14 protein-coding genes are annotated in these 17,487 nt (G+C 66.9%); 2 read left to right on the top strand and 12 right to left on the bottom strand.

What is annotated here, in order from left to right; all coding sequences use genetic code 11:
* Window positions 1-35: 35 nt before the first annotated feature.
* Window positions 36-1,352 carry an aspartate aminotransferase family protein gene (locus ASE61_RS12970; protein WP_244492824.1) on the bottom strand — a complete coding sequence of 439 codons (1,317 nt, stop codon included), beginning with the start codon at window positions 1,350-1,352 and terminating at the stop codon, window positions 36-38.
* A gap of 134 nt (window positions 1,353-1,486) precedes the next feature.
* Between ASE61_RS12970 and ASE61_RS12965 the strand changes: the two genes are divergently transcribed.
* Window positions 1,487-2,278 carry an IclR family transcriptional regulator gene (locus ASE61_RS12965; RefSeq protein ID WP_061967532.1) on the top strand — a complete coding sequence of 264 codons (792 nt, stop codon included), beginning with the start codon at window positions 1,487-1,489 and terminating at the stop codon, window positions 2,276-2,278.
* A gap of 62 nt (window positions 2,279-2,340) precedes the next feature.
* Here ASE61_RS12965 and ASE61_RS12960 read toward each other — a convergent pair whose 3' ends face one another.
* The 11 genes from ASE61_RS12960 to ASE61_RS12910 form a co-directional block, all read right to left on the bottom strand.
* Window positions 2,341-3,288: an ABC transporter permease gene (locus ASE61_RS12960; RefSeq protein ID WP_061967530.1), complete on the bottom strand. Its 948-nt coding sequence runs from the start codon at window positions 3,286-3,288 to the stop codon at window positions 2,341-2,343.
* On the bottom strand, window positions 3,285-4,163 hold the full coding sequence (locus tag ASE61_RS12955; RefSeq protein ID WP_061967528.1) for an ABC transporter permease: 879 nt from the start codon (window positions 4,161-4,163) through the stop codon (window positions 3,285-3,287). The genes ASE61_RS12960 and ASE61_RS12955 overlap by 4 nt, the downstream gene beginning before the upstream one ends.
* Window positions 4,164-4,242: 79 nt before the next feature.
* A complete protein-coding gene (locus tag ASE61_RS12950; protein WP_061967526.1) occupies window positions 4,243-5,784 on the bottom strand; it encodes an ABC transporter substrate-binding protein in 1,542 nt (513 codons plus the stop codon).
* Between the two features lie 32 nt (window positions 5,785-5,816).
* Window positions 5,817-7,325, bottom strand: a complete 1,509-nt coding sequence (locus tag ASE61_RS12945) for a M81 family metallopeptidase (RefSeq protein WP_244492823.1) — start codon at window positions 7,323-7,325, stop codon at window positions 5,817-5,819.
* Between the two features lie 175 nt (window positions 7,326-7,500).
* Window positions 7,501-8,463 carry an ABC transporter ATP-binding protein gene (locus ASE61_RS12940; protein WP_061967522.1) on the bottom strand — a complete coding sequence of 321 codons (963 nt, stop codon included), beginning with the start codon at window positions 8,461-8,463 and terminating at the stop codon, window positions 7,501-7,503.
* The gene (locus ASE61_RS12935; RefSeq protein WP_061967520.1) at window positions 8,460-9,272 is read right to left on the bottom strand and encodes an ABC transporter ATP-binding protein; all 813 of its coding nucleotides are present in this window, start codon (window positions 9,270-9,272) and stop codon (window positions 8,460-8,462) included. Before ASE61_RS12935 ends, ASE61_RS12940 begins: the two co-directional genes overlap by 4 nt.
* A complete protein-coding gene (locus tag ASE61_RS12930; RefSeq protein ID WP_061967519.1) occupies window positions 9,269-10,123 on the bottom strand; it encodes an ABC transporter permease in 855 nt (284 codons plus the stop codon). Before ASE61_RS12930 ends, ASE61_RS12935 begins: the two co-directional genes overlap by 4 nt.
* An 8-nt stretch (window positions 10,124-10,131) precedes the next feature.
* The gene (locus ASE61_RS12925) at window positions 10,132-11,073 is read right to left on the bottom strand and encodes an ABC transporter permease (RefSeq protein WP_061967517.1); all 942 of its coding nucleotides are present in this window, start codon (window positions 11,071-11,073) and stop codon (window positions 10,132-10,134) included.
* 34 nt (window positions 11,074-11,107) lie between these two features.
* On the bottom strand, window positions 11,108-12,712 hold the full coding sequence (locus ASE61_RS12920; RefSeq protein WP_244492822.1) for an ABC transporter substrate-binding protein: 1,605 nt from the start codon (window positions 12,710-12,712) through the stop codon (window positions 11,108-11,110).
* Between the two features lie 216 nt (window positions 12,713-12,928).
* On the bottom strand, window positions 12,929-14,233 hold the full coding sequence (locus ASE61_RS12915) for an alanine racemase (protein WP_061967513.1): 1,305 nt from the start codon (window positions 14,231-14,233) through the stop codon (window positions 12,929-12,931).
* Window positions 14,224-15,684 (bottom strand): M81 family metallopeptidase, encoded by a 1,461-nt coding sequence (locus ASE61_RS12910; protein ID WP_061967511.1) that lies wholly within the window; start codon window positions 15,682-15,684, stop codon window positions 14,224-14,226. The genes ASE61_RS12915 and ASE61_RS12910 overlap by 10 nt, the downstream gene beginning before the upstream one ends.
* 186 nt (window positions 15,685-15,870) lie before the next feature.
* Here ASE61_RS12910 and ASE61_RS12905 point away from each other — a divergent pair, with 186 nt between their 5' ends.
* Window positions 15,871-17,355 (top strand): M81 family metallopeptidase, encoded by a 1,485-nt coding sequence (locus ASE61_RS12905; RefSeq protein WP_061968275.1) that lies wholly within the window; start codon window positions 15,871-15,873, stop codon window positions 17,353-17,355.
* Window positions 17,356-17,487: the final 132 nt, after the last annotated feature.

Below are 17,487 nucleotides of genomic sequence, written 5' to 3'. Positions count from 1 at the left end.
CCGGGCGCTGCTTGAATGCCTCTCGTTCCGGGATGCTAAGCGACAGCCCGCGCCGCGTCGCGCACGGCGGCAAGCGTCGCATCGACCACCGCCGCATCATGCTCCGACGACACGAACCAGGCGCCGCGTTCCAGCACGCGCACGCCGCGCTTGAGCAGTTCATGCGCGAAGCGGCTATAGGCGGCCTTGTCGGCGCGCGCGACGTCCCGGTAGTTCCGCGCCGGCGCATCGAGGCCAAAGGCGACGTGGAACATCAGCGGGAAGCCGGCGACCTGCGCCTTGATGCCCGCTTCCTTCAGGATCGTGCGGATGCCGTCCTGCAGGCGTTGGCCATGAACGGAACTGCGTTCGTAATGCTCCGGCGTCAGCGCCTTCTGGGTCGCGACCAGCGCCGCCATCGAGACCGGCTGGGCGTTGAAGGTGCCGCCATGCAGCACGCCGTCGGCGAAGAGGTCGAGGAGATCGGCCCGCCCCGCAATCGCCGCGACCGGGAAGCCGTTGGCGATCGCCTTCGCCATCAGGGTGAGATCAGGCGTCACGCCGAAGCGCTCCTGTGCTCCGCCTCGGCCCAGCCGGAAACCGGTGATGACCTCGTCGAAGATCAGGATCGCGCCATGCTTGCGGCAGGCGGCGAGCGCGCCTTCCAGATAGCCCGGCGCCGGCGCGATAGCGCCCTGGTTGCACATTGCCGGCTCCATAAGCACGGCCGCGACATCGCCCTTGGCGAGCCGTGCCTCCAACGCCGCGAGATCGTTCCAGCCGATGATCGAAAGCCCCTCGCCGGCCGCCGGGTCCTGGCCCTTGCTGCCGATCACCGGCGTCGGCGCTTCGTCGGGACCTGCCGCGTTCAACCCCGGCGCCGTCGACCACAGGATGTTGTCGAACCAGCCGTGATAATGCCCCTCGAACTTGACGATGGTGTGCTTGCCCGTGGCCGCGCGCGCCAATCGCATCGCCGCCTGCGCCACCTCCGAGCCGGATGAGCCGAAGCGCAGGCGCTCCGCCGAGGGAATGCGCTCGCAGATCAGTTGCGCGGCTTCCGCCTCGATCGGCATCTGGCCGGCGAAGAGGATGCCCTTCTCGGCCTGGCGCTTCACCGCCTCGATGACCGTTGCAGGGGTATGGCCGAGCACGGTCGCGCCCATGCCGCAGTAATAATCGATGATCCGGTTGCCGTCGGCGTCGATGAGATAGGCGCCCTCGCCGCGCTCGAAGACGAGCGGCCCGGGCTGCATGCCCAACCGGAAATTGCTGTTTACGCCGCCGGCGATGAAACGCGCATTCGCCGCGATCTGCCGGGCGGATTCGTCGAAGCGCAGTGCGCCCGCCTGCTGGCTGCCATTGCCTGTCACCTGCGTTGCCTCCTGCTGTTGCCCCGACCAGACCAGAGCGCCCTCACCGTGTAAAGGAACAGCGGTTTCGCCTTGCGGAATTCGATTTGGTTGGCCATGCTGGCTCGGAAGCGAGCCCGACCAGCGGAGCGGCCATGCCCAGAAAAACCGACAACCCCTATGTCGTGCAGCCCGTGATGAAGGCGCTGAAGGTGCTGGAGCTGGTCGCCCGCCATGGCCACGAGATCGCACTCACCGCCGTCAGCAAGGAGCTCAGGATCCCGAAGACGACGACCTTCCGCTATCTGCAGACGCTCGCCGCCGCCGGCTTCCTCGACCACAACCGCGCCACCGATCGCTACAATCTCGGGCCGCAATTGCGCGCCATCGCGCGTGCCGATGCCAGCGTCAGCAAGATCCGCGAACTGGCCCGGCCTGCGATGATCGAGCTGATGCAGGAGTTCAACGAGACGGTGAACCTCGCCGTGAAGGGCAATGGCAGGGTCGTCTATATCGACCTGATCGAGGCCAACCGCTCGCTCAGGATGCAGGCCCGCATCGGCGAGAGCCACCCGATGCATTCGACCGCGCTCGGCAAGGCGATCCTCGCCTTCCTGCCCGAGGCGGAGCGGCAGCGCCAGCTCGACCTGCCGCTGACCGAGCGCACCGGCCGCACCTTGCTCGAGCGCGAGGAGATCGAGCGGCAGCTTCGGCAGGTCGCGCGCACCGGCTACGCCACCGAGATGGGCGAGAACGAGGACGGCGCGATGTGCGTCGGCGTGCCGATCCTCGACGAGGACGGCTATCCGGTCGCGGCGCTCAGCGTCTCCGCGCCGCTGATGCGGATGCCGCATTCGCTGGCGGCCAAGGTCGGAACGCGGTTGCGCGAGGTCTCGGCCGGCATCTCGACCCATCTCGGCTCGCGCCCGACCGCCGATCTGCGCTGAGGTTTTTTGCTCGCGCATTTTCTTCACGCGAACCGGCATCCACTTCGCTTGAAAATGCGCCGTCATCGGTATTCGATCCGCGGGTCGATCCAGGCGTAGAGCATGTCGACCGTGAGGTTCATCAGCATATAGGCGACGAGAGTCACCAGGATGCAGCCCTGAAGCAGCGGATAGTCGCGGGTGCTGATCGCCTGGATCAGCAGGCGCCCAAGCCCCGGATAGGTGAAGACCGCCTCCGTCACCACGGCGCCGCCGATGAAACTCGCCATCGTCAGACCAACGATGGTGATGAAGGGTAGCAGCGCATTGCGCATGATGTGGAAGCCGACGATGCGGCTCTCCGGCACGCCCTTGGCGCGGGCAGTACGGACATAATCCGCCCGCGCCTCGCCGATCAGCGAAGCTCGCAGGAAGCGCGCCAACACCCCCGAGACATAGACCCCGAGCGTCAGCGCCGGCAGGATGAGGCTGCGCAGCGCATCAACAGGCGATTCCCAGAGCGGCACATAGCGCGAGGCCGAAGGCAGCAGGCGCAATTCGACGGCGAAGAGCAGGATCAACAGAATGCCGAGCCAGAAGGTCGGCACGCCGAGCGCCAGCGCGCTCCAGCCGCTGAGCAGCCGATCGAGCCAGGATTGCGGCTTGATCGCGCTGGCCACGGCAACCGGAATGCCGATAGCGAGCGCAACCAGGATGGCGCAGAGCGCGAGCTGCAGTGTCGCCGGCAAGCGCTCGCCGATCAGATGCAGAACCGGCTGGCGGCTATGCAGCGACAGGCCGAAATCACCTGTGACCGCCCGGCCGAGCCAGTCGAGATACTGCACGACCATGGGCCGGTCGAAGCCAAATTTCCGGGTCACCTCGGCGATTTCCTCGGCGGAGGCGTTCTCGCCGACGATGATCGCCACCGGCCCACCGGGCACGGCGTAGATCATCGCGAAGATCGCGAAGGAAGCGATCAGCAGGACCGGCAGCATCTGGGCGAGGCGGCGCAGGATATAGGAGGTCATCTCCGCCCCCCGACCGTCGCGCCCGAGGCATCGGTCTCGTCATGGTCGAGCAGCGCGGTCAGCGCCCGTCCGATCGTGTCGAAGGAGAGGATCGTCAACGTCAGCACGACCCCGGGCAGCACCGCATAGCTCGGCGCCTCGTAGAGATAGGACTTGCCCGTACGCAGCATCTCGCCCCAGCTCGGCGTGGGGGGCGGCACACCGACCCCGAGAAAGGCCAGCGCTGCCTCCAGCAGGATCGCGACCGAGGCCAGAACGATCGCCTGCACGACCAACGGGCTCAAGGCGTTGGGCAGGATCGTTTTGAACATGATGTAGCCGGGGCTTCCGCCGAAGCCGCGCACCGCCATGACGAAATCGAGCTGGCGCAGTGCCATCACCTGAGCCCGGGCGATGCGCGCAAAGCCCGGTATGCCGGCGATGCCGACCGCGATCAGCGCAGCGCCTTGGCTGCGGCCGAGCACCGCGATCAGCGCCATAGCGAAGAGGATGTTCGGCAGGGCGAGCAGCACGTCGATACAGCGCATCAGCAGGGAATCGCGCCAATCGCCGTAGAAGCCGGCCGCCAGTCCGATCGGCACCCCGACCAGCGCCGCGATGAAGACCGCACCGAAGGCCGTGACGAGCGAGGTACGCGCGCCATAGACGACGCGGGCGAGGATGTCGCGGCCGAGTTCATCGGTGCCGAACCAGCTTTCGGCCGAGGGCGACTTCAGCGAATCCGCGACGTTTTGCGCCAGCGGATCGAGCGGCAGCAGGCCGGCGCAGATCGCCGTCAGGGCGACCAGGCCGAGAAAGATCAGGCTCAGCGCGGCACCGCGCCGGGCGAACAGCCGGCGCAGCAGGGTGCCGAAGGCGGCCAGCGTCTCGCTCATCGCGCCGCGCCGGAGCCCGATCCCTCAGGGGCCGGCGCGGTCCAGCCGCGCCGGCGGGTTTCGACGGCGTCGCCCTCTCTCATTTGAAGCCGATCGTGCGGGCGACAAAGAGATTGTCCATATCGAGCGTGATGCCGCTGATCTTCTCGGAGGCGACGATCAGGCCGACATCATAGGAGTTGGTCGGGATGGCGAAGGCCTCGTCGACCAGGACGCGGTTGAGGTTGTCATAGGCTGCCTTGACCTCTGCGTCGCCGCCAGCCGCGGCGTCGACCTTGGCGATCGCCTCGACATAGGCCGGGTGCGGATGCGGGTCCTTCAGCACCGGGTTCTGCACGGTCCGGTAGATCGTGTTGGTCGAAACGCGCGAGGGGAACTTCTGAACATTGCCGATCGCGCCGAAGGTCGCGTCGAAATCGCCGGCGAGCTGGGCGGTGACGTATTCGGCGCCCTGCAGGACGGTGAGCTCGATCGGAATGCCGACCTTCGCCAGCGTGCCCTGCATGATCTGGCTGAGCGCAACCGCGGCTTCTTCGTTGCCATAGACCAGGAGCTTCCAGCTCTTCATTTCGGCGGGCGAGAGGCCGGAAGCAGCGAGCAGCTTCTTCGCCTTATCGAGATCATAGGCGTAGGTCTTGGTATAGGCGGCATCGAAGGCCGGGCTCGCCGGCGCCCAGGGCAAGGCCACCACCTGGCCCATGCCGGCATAGCCGACGCGCAGCATGCTCTCGCGGTCAACCAGATAGTTGAAGGCCTGGCGGAAGCTCTTGTTCCGGAAAGGGCCTCGCGTCGAGTTGATGCGGAAGACCTGCACGAGCTTGCCCGGCCCGGAAAAGACCTGGTAGCCGGCGGCCTTCAGCCGGACCGCGCTGCGCGAACCGCCATTGTAGACGATATCGATCGCACCCGATTCCAGCGCCGCGCTCGCCGAGGCATCCTCGCTGAACACCGTGAAGACGAGATCTTGCACGATAGGCTGCTTCTCGCGCCAGTATTTCGGGTTGGCCTTGAGCGTCAGGCTCTGGCCGACGGCCCGGTTCACCAGCGTGTAGGGGCCCGTACCGGCCGGCACGGTCTCGACCGTTTCGATGCCCTTTGGGTCGATCGGGATCAGGAACTGCAGGAGATCGAGGATCTGCCGTTCCGGCGCCGGCGCCTTGAAGTTGATCACGACCGTGCGCTCGTCCGGCGCCGCCCAGTCCTTGACGATCGCCATGGTCGAGAAGACGTGCTTGCCGCGCTTGGGGTCGGAGCCCTTCTGGAGCGTCGCCATCACGGCATCGGACTTGAACGGCGTGCCGCTATGGAAGGTGACGCCGTCGCGCAATTTCAGGCTGACCGACTTCTTGTCCGGCGCGATCGCCCACTCGGTGGCGAGGCTCGGCAACGGCTTTCCGTCCGGCGTGTACTCGATCAGGCTGTCATAAAGGTTCTTCATGACGTGGAAATTGACCGTCGAGAGCTGCTGCGGATCGAAATTGGCGAGCTCGCTGAGAACGCCGACGCGGAGCGTCCCGCCTTTCAGCTGTTGGGCAGCAGCGGGCCACGCCGCAGCCAGAGGCGCCGCACCCGCCAGGGCGAGGCCGGCCATACCGAATTGACGTCGCGACAGCTTTGTCATCGCTTTCCCCTTTTGTTGTGTTTGGTTTCGTCTCAGCGCGCCCCCGCTCCTGGCTGGGACGAATGCGCCCGCCAGTCGCTTATTGTCTCCAACGGATAGACCGGGCGCGGAATCCGCTGCCACGGCAGGGTGAACACGTCCGACTGCCCCGGCCCGCGCGTATCGGCGCGAACGAGCCCGGAGGCGATGCGGTCGAAATACTGGAAATTCGAGGCGGTCTTGAGCACGGCCATCTTGTAGTCGGAAAGGTCGATGCCGAAGGCCTCGTAGACATCCGGCACATTGCCCGCGACGCCGCGCAGTTCCGAGATCAGCAGCGTCACCGGCCCGACATCGAAGACCGCGACGCGGCCCATGTCGACTTCCGGCTGGTGGTTGAACTTGAGCGAGATCGAGCCGCCGCCGAGCTTGCGCACTCGCCCGGTCACCGTCAGCGGCTTGAAGAAGGCGGTCGCCGCATCGCCCCCCAGCGGCAGGGTCACCTCGGCGCCCTCGCCCGCCGCCGTCAGCGTCGCGACGGCCTTGGGCGAGATCAGCGGGATCAGGGCTTTGCTCCTGATGCCGAGCCGCAGCATCGATTCCAGCAGCAGGTTGCTGTCGCCGGCCGCGCCGCCGAAGACGGTATCGCCGGTATCGCTGACCACGACCATGCCGCGCTCGGCCGCATCAGCCTTGCGCACGGCGTCATCAATGGAGACCGCCTCACGCACCTGGAAATCATCGCGCATCGACCAGGCGAGATCAGCCAGCTCGTCGGCAAGCATCTCGGCAAGCGCCTGATCGCCATCGGTGACCACGATCGTCGACCAACCGCCCTCGGCGACATCGAGCCAGGGCTGCATCGGATAGTTCGAGGCCTGCAGGACGCGACGATCGGCCTCGATGGCACGGGCCCGGTCGAACCAGAGCTTCATCGGCCCTTTCGAGGTCAGGAACTGCTCCTGATGCGAAAGCAGCGGAATCTTCCGCCAGGCCATCACCGGCCGGGACTTCTCCGTGAGGATGCGCAGCAGCACCTCGGTGCCGACCTTACCGGTGTCGAACACGTCATGCGGCTGGGTGCGATGCCCGACGATGGCCGTGCAATTGGCCATGATCTTCTGCGTGACATTGGCGTGGTGATCGAGCCCGAGCAGGATCGGCACGTCAGGACCCAGAATCCTGCGGCAGAGCTCGGCCTGCTCACCCTCGACATCGTCGATGCCCTCGGCCGCGCAGGCGCCATGCAGATGCAGGACGAGCCCGTCGATCGGCCCCACCGTCTCAAGGCCAGCCCGGATCTTCGCCTGGAAGAAGTCGAAGGCCTCGCGCGAGATGCGCCCGCCCGCCACGGCCCAGGCGCGGATAATCGGGATCGTCTCGATGGCGAGACCGCTTTCCTTCACCGCCGCGTAATGCCCGCCGATCTGGCCGATCTCGCCGAATTGCCGGGCGATCTCCTCGCCCTCGACGAGGCCGAAAGCCTCGAAATCGGCGAGCGTCGTCAGCAACGGATTGAAGTCGTTCGTCTCCTGAACGATGTGGATCAGCGCCAGACGCACGGGCATCCTCCCGGATTGCGGCTCCGCTGATCCGGCCGATGCCGGGCGAAGCGACTTGTCGGTCTTCAGGGCATCGCGCCAGCCTGCATTTTCAGGCCAGCAGCATGGTCAAAAGCGTAGTTGCCACAGATATTTCGCGTCAAGGATTGGATGTTCCACCCAAAGGAACACGCAATCAGGCGGCAATTTCGGTCCGGCTCTTCGGCCAATAGCGGCAGGAGACGCCGTGCCCCGGCGCGACCTCGTGCCATTCGCGCGTCCCGTCCTGCGCATGATCGACACCATGGACGCAAGCGCCGCCATCGCCGTCGAGGAAGCGCAGATCAGGCGGCGGGCGCCGCAAACGCTCGCGCTGGAGCACGGGATCGGGTACCGGCACCGCATCGAGCAGGAGCTGCGTGTAAGGGTGCGCCGGGCTGTCATAGACCTGTGCGGCGCTGCCCATCTCGACGATGCGCCCGCGGAACATCACGGCGACGCGATGCGCCATCTCGCGGACGATCGCGAGGTCATGCGCGATGAAGAGATAGGACAGGCCGAGCTTCTCCTGCAGCGATTGCAGCAGCGTGACGATCTGCGCCTGCGTGCGCACGTCGAGAGCGGAGACCGGCTCGTCGCAGACGACGAAATCGGGATTGACCGCCAGGGCGCGGGCGATGACGACGCGCTGTCGCTGCCCGCCGGAAAATTCGTGCGGATAGCGCTGCATCACCAACGGATCGAGACTGACCAGCTCCAGCAGTTCTTCGACGCGCTCGCGGATGCGGTTCGCCGGCACCGTGCCATGGACCTGCAAGGGCTCGCTCAGGATCTGCCCGATCGTCATTCGCGGATGCAGGCTGGAATAAGGGTTCTGCAGCACGAACTGCATATGCCGCCGCATCCGGCGCAACTCGCCGGAACGCATCGTCGTCAGTTCCTGACCGAGGAGCCTGACCGAGCCTTCGCTCGTCTTCTGGAGCTGGAGGATGGCGCGCCCGGCCGTGGTCTTGCCCGAGCCGGACTGGCCGACGAGCCCGAGCGTCTGGCCGGGAGCGATATCGAAGGAGACCCGCTCGACCGCCTTGACCGGCGACGCGCCGCGCCGCGCCGGGAACAGCACCGAAAGATCGCGGACCTGAAGCAGCGGCTCCGTCATCGCACCGCCCCCGCCCCTTGCAGCCGCGGCACGGCATCGAGCAGCGCCCGCGTATAGGCGTGCTGCGGCCGCGCGAAGACATCGTCGACCGGGCCGGCCTCGACGATCTCGCCGCGATACATCACGTTCACCCGGTCAACCATGCCGGCGACGACGCCGAAATCATGGGTGATCAGCATCAGCGCCATGCCGCGTTCCTCCCGGAGCCGCAGCAGCAACCGCAGAATCTGCGCCTGCACGGTGACGTCGAGCGCCGTCGTCGGCTCGTCGGCGATCAGCAGGTCGGGTTCGCAGGAGATCGCGATGGCGATCATCACGCGCTGGCGCTGACCGCCCGAGAACTGGTGCGGGAAATCGTCGACGCGCCGCGCCGGATCGGGAATGCCGACGAGATCGAGCAATTCGACACTGCGCTCGCGCGCTGCCTTGGCGGACAGGCCGAGATGGCGGCGCAGCATGTCGCCCATCTGCGCGCCGATGCTCATCACCGGGTTGAGCGACGTCATCGGGTCCTGGAAGACCATGGCGATGCGCCGGCCGCGCAGGTCGCGCATCTCGTCCTCGCCGAGCCCGAGCAGCTCCTGCCCCCAGAAGGCGACGGAGCCGCCGAGCCCGATCGAAGCGCCCTCCGGCGCCAATCGCATCAGCGCCTTGGCAGTAACGCTCTTGCCGCAGCCGGATTCGCCGACGAAGCCGACCGCCTCGTCGGCGTTGATATCGAAGGAGATGCCGCGCACCGCCTGGATCACCTCGCGGCGGGTCGTCACGGTCGCGGTGAGGTCGCTCACCCTGAGCAGCGAGCCAGTCATCGCACGCTCCCCACGTCGAGAACCTCGCGCAAGCCATTGGCGATGATGATGAAGGTCAGCGTCGCGAAGACGATGGCCAGCGCCGGGCCAACCACGGTCAGCGGCGCGAGCTCCATGAACTGGCGGGCTTCCGAGAGCATGCCGCCCCAGTTCGGATCGGGCGGCGGCGGGCCAAGGCCGAGGAAAGAGAGCGCCGTCACCGTGAAGATGGTCTGTGACAGCGTCAGGCTGGTCGCAACGAGGATGGGCGAGACCACGATCGGCAGGATATGGCGCAGCACGAGACGCATCTCGCTCATGCCGACGCTGCGGGCCGCCTCGACATGGTCCCATTGCTTGACGCTGAGCACCGGCGCCCGCACCACCCGCGCCATGGCCGGCGTATAGACGATGGCGATGGTCAGGATCAGGTTCGGCACACTCGGCCCCAGCGCCGCGACCACCGCGATCGCCAGCAGCAGCACCGGGAAAGCGAAGACGACATCGAGCAGCCGCATGATGATCTCGTCGGTGCGCCCGCCGAGATAACCCGCCGCGAGCCCGAGGATCAGTCCGGCCACCAGCGCGACCAGCACGGCCGAGACCGTTATGAGCAGCGTCGTGCGGCCGCCGACGATCAACCGGCTCAGCACATCGCGACCGATCGAATCCGTGCCGAGCCAATGGGCGGCGCTGGCCGGCGCCAGCGAATCCGGCGAGGTCACCGAAGGATCATAGGGCGCGACCAGCGGCGCGAAGATCGTCAGCACCAGCATCGCGGCCAGCATGGCGAGGCCGACGCCAAGCAGGAGCCAGCCCTGCGTGATGCCCGCCCCCTTCCGCTCCGCCACGACCGGCGCGCTGTCCTGCATCGCGCCGCTCACATCTGCACCCGTGCATCGACGCGGGCATAGGCGATGTCGATCATCGTGTTGACCAGCACGACGATGCCCGCGGCGACCAGAACGATCGCCTGGATCACCGGGTAGTCGCGGCTGTTGATGGAATCGAACAGGTACTGCCCCATACCGGGAATGGCGAAGATGGTCTCGACCAGGATGCTGCCGCCGAGCAGCGCCGCGATCTTGAGGCCCGCGGCGGTGATGACAGGCGTCAGCGCATTGCGCATCAGGTAGTCGCGCAGGATCGCCGCCGGCGTCAGGCCCTTGGCCCGGGCGACCATGACGAAATCCTGGCTGGCGACCTCGAGCACGGCGGCGCGGGTGTTCTCGGCAATGGTCACGGAGACCGCGAGCGCCAGCGCGATGGCCGGCAGCAGCAGGCTTGCGAGATTGCCGAGCGGGCTTTCGAGGAAGGGCGTGTAGCCGAGCACCGTGATCTCCGGGAAATAGAGCCCGAACAGCAGCACGATCAGCGTCGCCACGACATAGTTCGGCACCGCCAGCATCAGCCCGTTCCAGAGCCGGACCAGCCAGTCTGTCGCGCCACGCAAACGCGCGGCGGCAAGCCCGGAGGCGACGCCCATCACGGCCGCGATGACCGCGGCGAGAAGCGTGAGCTGGATGGTCACGATAAGCCTGTTCAGCAACTCGCCGAGCACCGGCTGCCGGGTGACGAATGACTTCCCGAAATCGCCGGTCAGCGCCGCCCCGAGCCAGCTCAGGTATTGCGCCATCAGCGGCTGGTCGAGGCCGAGGTCGCGCCGAATCGTCGCCAGAACCTCCGGCGCCACGCTCTGCGAGCCCGCCGCCGCGATGGCGAAATCGCCGGGAATGGCGCGCATCAGCATGAAGGCGACGAAGGAGACGCCGAGCAGGATCGCAGCCATCCAGGCCAGGCGCCCGAGGACGAAACGCGTCATCGGCAGACCTCCGCCGGGCGGCGGCAGGCCGGGCCTATTTCTTCAGCCATGTCGTACGCACGAAGGAGCGGATATTCGCGGCGAGCGGTACATAGTCCTGGACGTAGTTCCACCAGATCTCCCAGCGCAGCGGGTACTGGTAGATCTGGATGACATAGGCGTTCTCGGCGATGCGCTTCTGGATATCGAGGTTCTTGGCCGCGCGCTTGGGAATGTCGAGCTCGGCCCGCGCCTCCAAAATCATCTTGTCGAGCTCCGGATCGTTCGAGCCCATTCCCTTGCCGTAGCCGCTGGTCGAGGTGATGTACTGGAACACGCCGTCCGGATCCGGTGTCCAGGACAGCGCGACCGAAAGCAGTGTCGGCCAGTCACCGCTCGCCCATTTGGCCAGGAGCGGCGCGGTCTCCATCGGCACCAGCTTCACGGTGATGCCCGCCGCCTGCCATTGCTGCTGCAGGATCTGCGCACAGGCAACGTCGAGCGGATTGGCCGCGACGATGATATAATCGCCGAGGTCGATCCCGTTGGGATAGCCGGCCTCGGCCAGCAGCGCCTTCGCCGCCGCCGGATCGTGCTTGTAATAGGGCAGTTCGCTCACGCCGTCATAGCCGCCGACCTGGCTTTCCGGGATCATCGCACCGATCTTGCCGGAGCCGCCGAGCACGGTGTCGAGGCAGGCCTTGCGATCCGTCGCGAGGCTGAGCGCCCGACGCACCTTCACGTCGTTCAGGGGCTTCGCCTTCATGTTCAGCCAGATCGGGAAGGTGCGCGAGGTCTGGCCCGGTGCCGAGACGAAATTCCGCGAGGCGCGCGAAATCGCGGTCGCCACCTTCGGGTCCTTCACCCAGGTCATGTCGATGGCGCGCGAGCGCAAAGCCGAGGTCAGCGTCGCCTGGTCCTTGTAGAACTTGAAGATCACCTTCGCGAGATAGGGCTCGCCCTTCTCGTAATAGCCATCGAAGCGCGTCAGCGAGAATTGCTGGTTCGGCTGATAGGCCTCGAAGGCGAAGGGGCCGGTGCCGACCGGCTGTGTGGCGAGGTTCTCGACCCCGACCGGCACGATCGCACCGTTCGGATTGCTGGCGAGATTGCTGAGGAAGGCCGCATCGGTGGCGTTGAGCTGGAATTTCACGGTGAACGGATCGACCACCGTCACCGACTCGATGCTCGAATAGAGCGGCCTGAGCCGGCTGCCCGTGGCCGGGTTCATGATCCGATCGAAGGTGTTCTTGACGTCGGCGGCAGAGAAATCCTTGCCGTTATGGAATTTCACGCCCTGCCGGAGCTTGAAGACATAGGTCTTCGGATCGGGCTGCTCGTAGCCGGTCGCCAGGTCCGGCTCGATCTTCATCTCGGCATTCCAGCGCAGCAGGCCGGAATAGAGCAGGCTGGTGAAATCATAGGATGAGAAGGCGTTGACCGTCACCGGGTCGAGCCCGATCGGGTCGGCATCGGCGCCGATCGTCAACGTGCCGCCGGCGACCGGGGTCTGGCCTTGAGCCAAGGCGAGGCCGCTCCACAGGCCGGGCGCCGCCAACGCCGCACCGCCCGCCGTCAGCAACTGCAGCAGGCTGCGCCGCTGCAGGCCCTGGACAGCGGCGTCGGTCTCGTCGGTCATCGGGAATGACGGTGTCGTCACGAACAATCCTCCCAGCATCCTGCTTGCCGGCCGATCCCGGCCGCTTCTGCGCGAGACAGGGGCCGGCCTGCGCCGTGCATCCCGTCATCGCTGCCCGGCCCGTCTCGTCCGCGTCGCGGATGGCGGGCCTTCCCTCTGTAAGATGCAGGCTAGGAACGGCCTGAATTCACGTCAAGGATTACAGGTTTCATCAGAAGGAACAGATTCGGAAGCGCGTCAGAAGAAGGTCCGGATTGCGCCCGTGACGTTCCAGTCGTCATCGACCAGCATCAGCACGGTCCATTTGTCGAAGGTCAGACAGGGATGGGCGATGCCGAAGGCCACCATATCGCCGACCTGGAGCGGGCTCTCGTCCGGCGTGCCGAGATGGCAGTGCTGGTCGTTGAGCGCCAGGACCGTATGGCCCGCCGGCATCGGCTCCGGCCGGGCCATCGCCCCGCCCGGCCGATACCAGCGCAGCGGCACCGGCAAGGCGGAATCATAGGTGACGTCGCGCTTGCCGAGCGTGAGCAGGCTGCGCCCGCGCTCCGGCCGCGACTGCACATAGGCCCAGACCTCGAGGGCGGGTTCGAGCCCGCCGGGCGGCAGATTCAGGCTGGTCTCCAGCATGATCCGGCGGAAAGAGGCGGAATAACCGAGATCGTCATGCGTCAGATAGCAGCCGGAGCGCAGCACCTTGAGGAGCGGGCGCCCGAGGCTCGCCGCATTGAATTTTTCGCCGACGCGGTCGAACAGCGCGGTTCCGCCGGCGCTCAGGACCAGCGGCTCGGGGCCGAGCAGGCCCTCGGCACTCGCGGCCGCCGCGACGGCGATCACCTCGTCGAGCAGCTTATCCGCGCCGGCACTGTCGCTATGCAGGCCCTCGAAGCATTCGAAACCGGAAAGCCGCAGGCCCGGCGCGCCCGCAACGGCCCGCGCCACGGCCAGCGCTTCTTCCCGCGTCCGGGCGCCGGTGCGCCCGCCCATGAAACCGATCTCGACGAAAACACGCAGCGGATTGGCACCCGCATGCCCCTTGGCGGCTTCCGCCAGCAAGCCGACCCCGGCGACGCTGTCGGCAAGGCAATAGAGCTCGAACCCCGGCTGCTGCAACGCCTCGAAACAACAGGCGATCTCCTGCCGCCCGATCGGCTGGTTGGCGAGGATCACGCGCTTCACGCCGAAATGCCGGGCGACGGCCAATTGCTGCATCGTCGCGACCGTGATCGCCCAGGCGCCATCGGCGATCTGCAGATCGAAGAGCTGTGGCGCCATCGTCGTCTTGCCATGCGGCGCGATCTTGAGATCGTTGGCCGCGCTGAAGGCGCTCATCCAGGCGCTGTTGGCCTTGAGCACGCTCTCGCGGATCACGGCGAGCGGCATCGGCATGTCGCCAGCGAGCACGTTCCAGCCCTGCTTGCCGACATCGTCGAGCCGCAGCGACGCACCCGGCGGCAGCCCCTTCGCCAGCACGTCGAGACGCTGGTCCTCGATCTCGCGGAGCGACAGGCGCGGAAGCGGGGCGGAAGCAGTCACAGCCATGGGTTCGGGTCCAGCGGAGAGAAGGGGCGCTTCACCTTGGTATAGGGGATCTTGCTCGCATCCGGCGGATAAGGTCCACCGCTGTCGAGATAAAGCACTTGTGCCGCGATCGGCGCGAAGGCGGCGTGGAAATGGTTGGAGGATTTCACCACCACGACCTTCTTGGCGCTGAGATCAATGCCCAGATTGGTGAAGACCGGCGGGCTGAAGGTCTGCGCCCGCGTAGAGGCCAGCACGATATCGAGCTGGCCGATCCGGATCGCCACGGCAGGGCCGAGCGAAACCCAGCTCTGCTCGAACGGGATCAGCAGGTCCTCGGTCGTGCCGACGACTTTCACCACCGCATCGATCGGCCGGCCTGAAGACGGCGCCGCCTTGCCGATGAAGCGCAAGGGAATCTCAGAGCCGACACCGGCCGCCCGGCACAGGCTCACCGCCACCGGGTCCCACAGAGCCCCGATCGCCGCCGGGATTTCCGGATGCCGCAGCAGCGCCTCGACCATCACCGAGGAATCGCCCGCGACGCCGCCGCCCGGATTGTCCCAGCGATCGGCCAGCACCACCGGCTTGCCAGGCTCGGCCAGTGCGAGCGCGGCCGCAATGCCCTCCTCCGGCTTGTAGTGCTTCGGCGAGCCGCCCTGCCCCCAGCGCAGGATTTCGAGGCCGAGCTGCTTCGCCAGCGCCGCCGCCTTCGCCTCATCGCCATCGGCGATGACCAGCACCTTGGTCCCGACATCGGCGACATCCGCCGCCTGGAAGCCATGCGCGACCGAGATCGAGAGGATGCCGTCCTTCCCCTCCATCGCCATCAGCCGGTCGACGAAGCTGCGGCCGGGCTCGCGGCTGGTCATGAAGGCGGCGAGCCCGCGGCAATCGAACACAGCGCTGACCGGCTTCACTTGCCTGCGAGCCGTCTTCAGGCAGAGCTCCAGCAGATCCTCGGCCCGCGCCAGGAAATCCGTATGCGGGAATTCCTTGAAGGCGACGATGATGTCGGCGCCCGCGACCATCTCAGCGGTGAGATGGCAATGCATGTCGAGTTCGGCTCCGATGACGCAATCCGGTCCGGCCAGCGCCCTCACCCGCGCGATCAGGTCACCCTCGCAATCGTCATAGCCACGCGCCACCATCGAGCCGTGCAGGCCGAGCAGCACGATATCGACCGGTAGCGCCGCCTTGAGTTGGCCGAGGATCTCGTCGCGCAGGCTCTCATAACCTTCCTGCGAGACGAGGCCAGCCGGCTCGGCCCAGGTCGCCGTGCCCTCGACCAGCTCGTAGCCCTCGCTGGCGGCGCGGCGGCGTGCCGCGACGGTCGGCGCCGAGCACAGGGTCGGCGTATCCGGGTGTGTGCCGGGCGGACAGTAGAAGGCGCCCTCGAAGGCGCTGCGATCGACGAAGAGCGGCGCGAACGTATTGGTTTCCGTCGCCAGCGACGCAGTGAAGACGCGCATCCGCATGCTCTCTCGGTCTGAGGCGGCAGCCGCCCCTTCGGACCGCCGACCCGCCCATGAAACCGGGACGGGATGCGGACTGTCAAAGCGTCCGCGTTCCTTGCAATGGAACAATGCAGGCTTGATCTGGAACAGATCGGCGGCCGAGATGCGCAGGCTTCGCAAGCCTGGGAGATTCAACCGATCATGTCCCGCCGCCGCATCCTGCTGGGATCGCTCTTCCACGAGACCCACAGCTTCGTCGACGAAGAGACGACGCTCGCCGATTTCACCATCCGCAAGGGCGGCGAGCTTTTGGCCCGCCGTGGCGACGGTTCGACCATCGACGGTTTCCTCGAGGTTGCGGAAACCGAGGGCTGGGATGTCCTGCCGACGATCGATTACGGCGCCTTGCCGGCCGGCACGGTCGCTCATGCGGTCTTCGAACGCTTCCTCGCGGAATTCGATGCGGGGCTGAGAGCGGCCCTCGCGGATGGCGGCCTCGACGGCATCTGGCTTGCGCTGCACGGCGCGATGGTCACGACCGCCTGCCTCGACCCGGAAGGCGCGCTGCTGGCCCATATCCGCTCGGTGCCCGGCTGCGAAACCCTGCCGATCTTCGCCGTCTTTGACCTGCACGCCAATTTCACCGCTTCCATGGCGCAGCATGCCAACGCTCTCGTCGCCTATCGCGAGAATCCCCACACGGACGCCCGCGAATCCGCCGTCCGCTCCGCGAGATTGCTGGCGAGGTCGCTCGCGAGCGGGGAGCTGCCGCGCATGCTCTCCTGCAACGCCCCCGTGATCTGGCCGCCGACCGGCACCGGCACGGCCGACCGGCCGATGCGCGACCTTGAAGCGCTGGCGCGCGGGATCGAGCAGGAGAATCCGGCGATCTGGGTCGCCAGCGTCGTCGGCGGCTATTCCTTCTCCGATGTGCCCGAGGCCGGCGTCGCCTTCGCGATTGCCTTCACCGGCCCGGAGGCTCCCGCCCGCGAAGCGCTGGAGCGCCTCACCGCGACTGCAATCGAACTTCGCGAATCCGGCTTGCCGGCGGAATGGGACATCGACGAGGCCGTCGCGGAGATCCTGCGCTCGGAAGGCGGCCCCTATATCGTGGTCGAGCCGGCCGACAATATCGGCGGCGGCGCGCCGGGCGACGCGACCTCGGTGCTGCGCGCCTTCCTACGCCATGGCGTCGAGAATTGCGCCGTCGCCATCGCGGACCCCGCCGCCGTTGCCGCCATGGCCGGCGCCAGGCCCGGCGAGACCCGGAAGCTCTCGATCGGCGGCAAGGGCAGCGCCATCGCTGAAGGGCCGGTCGAGATCGAGGCGCGCTTCATCAGCGCCAGCGACGGCGAATTCGCGCTGGAGGACCTGAATAGCCATCTCGCCGCCGCGCAGGGCTCGCATTTCAGCATGGGGCCCTGCGTGGTCGTGCAGGTCGCGGGCGTCACGGTGCTGCTGAGCAGCCGCAAGACGCCGCCCTTCGACCTCGGCCAGCTCCGCTCGCAGGGCATCGAGCCGGAGACGCTGAAAGCGATCGGCGTGAAGGCTGCGGTCGCGCATCGGCGCGCCTACGACAAGATCGCCAAGGGCAGCTTCACTGTGGCGACGCCCGGCCCCTGCACCAGCCGGATCACCGGCCTGCCCTATAAGCGCCTGCGCCGGCCGGTATTTCCGCTGGATTGAGGCCGCCCTCACGCCGTCATTCTCGGGCGAAGCGCAGCGCAGACCCGAGAATCTCATGACGAGAGGGCGCAAGGAGCCTCCTCCGGCCTGAGAAGCTCGGGTCAAGCCCGAGCATGACAGCCATGCCCTCCA

The organism is Allobosea sp. Root670 (genome assembly GCF_001429415.1).
Lineage (GTDB): Bacteria > Pseudomonadota > Alphaproteobacteria > Rhizobiales > Beijerinckiaceae > Allobosea > Allobosea robiniae.
The sequence above is the reverse complement of the archived record's forward strand: the minus strand, read 5'-3'. Positions and strand labels throughout refer to the sequence as shown.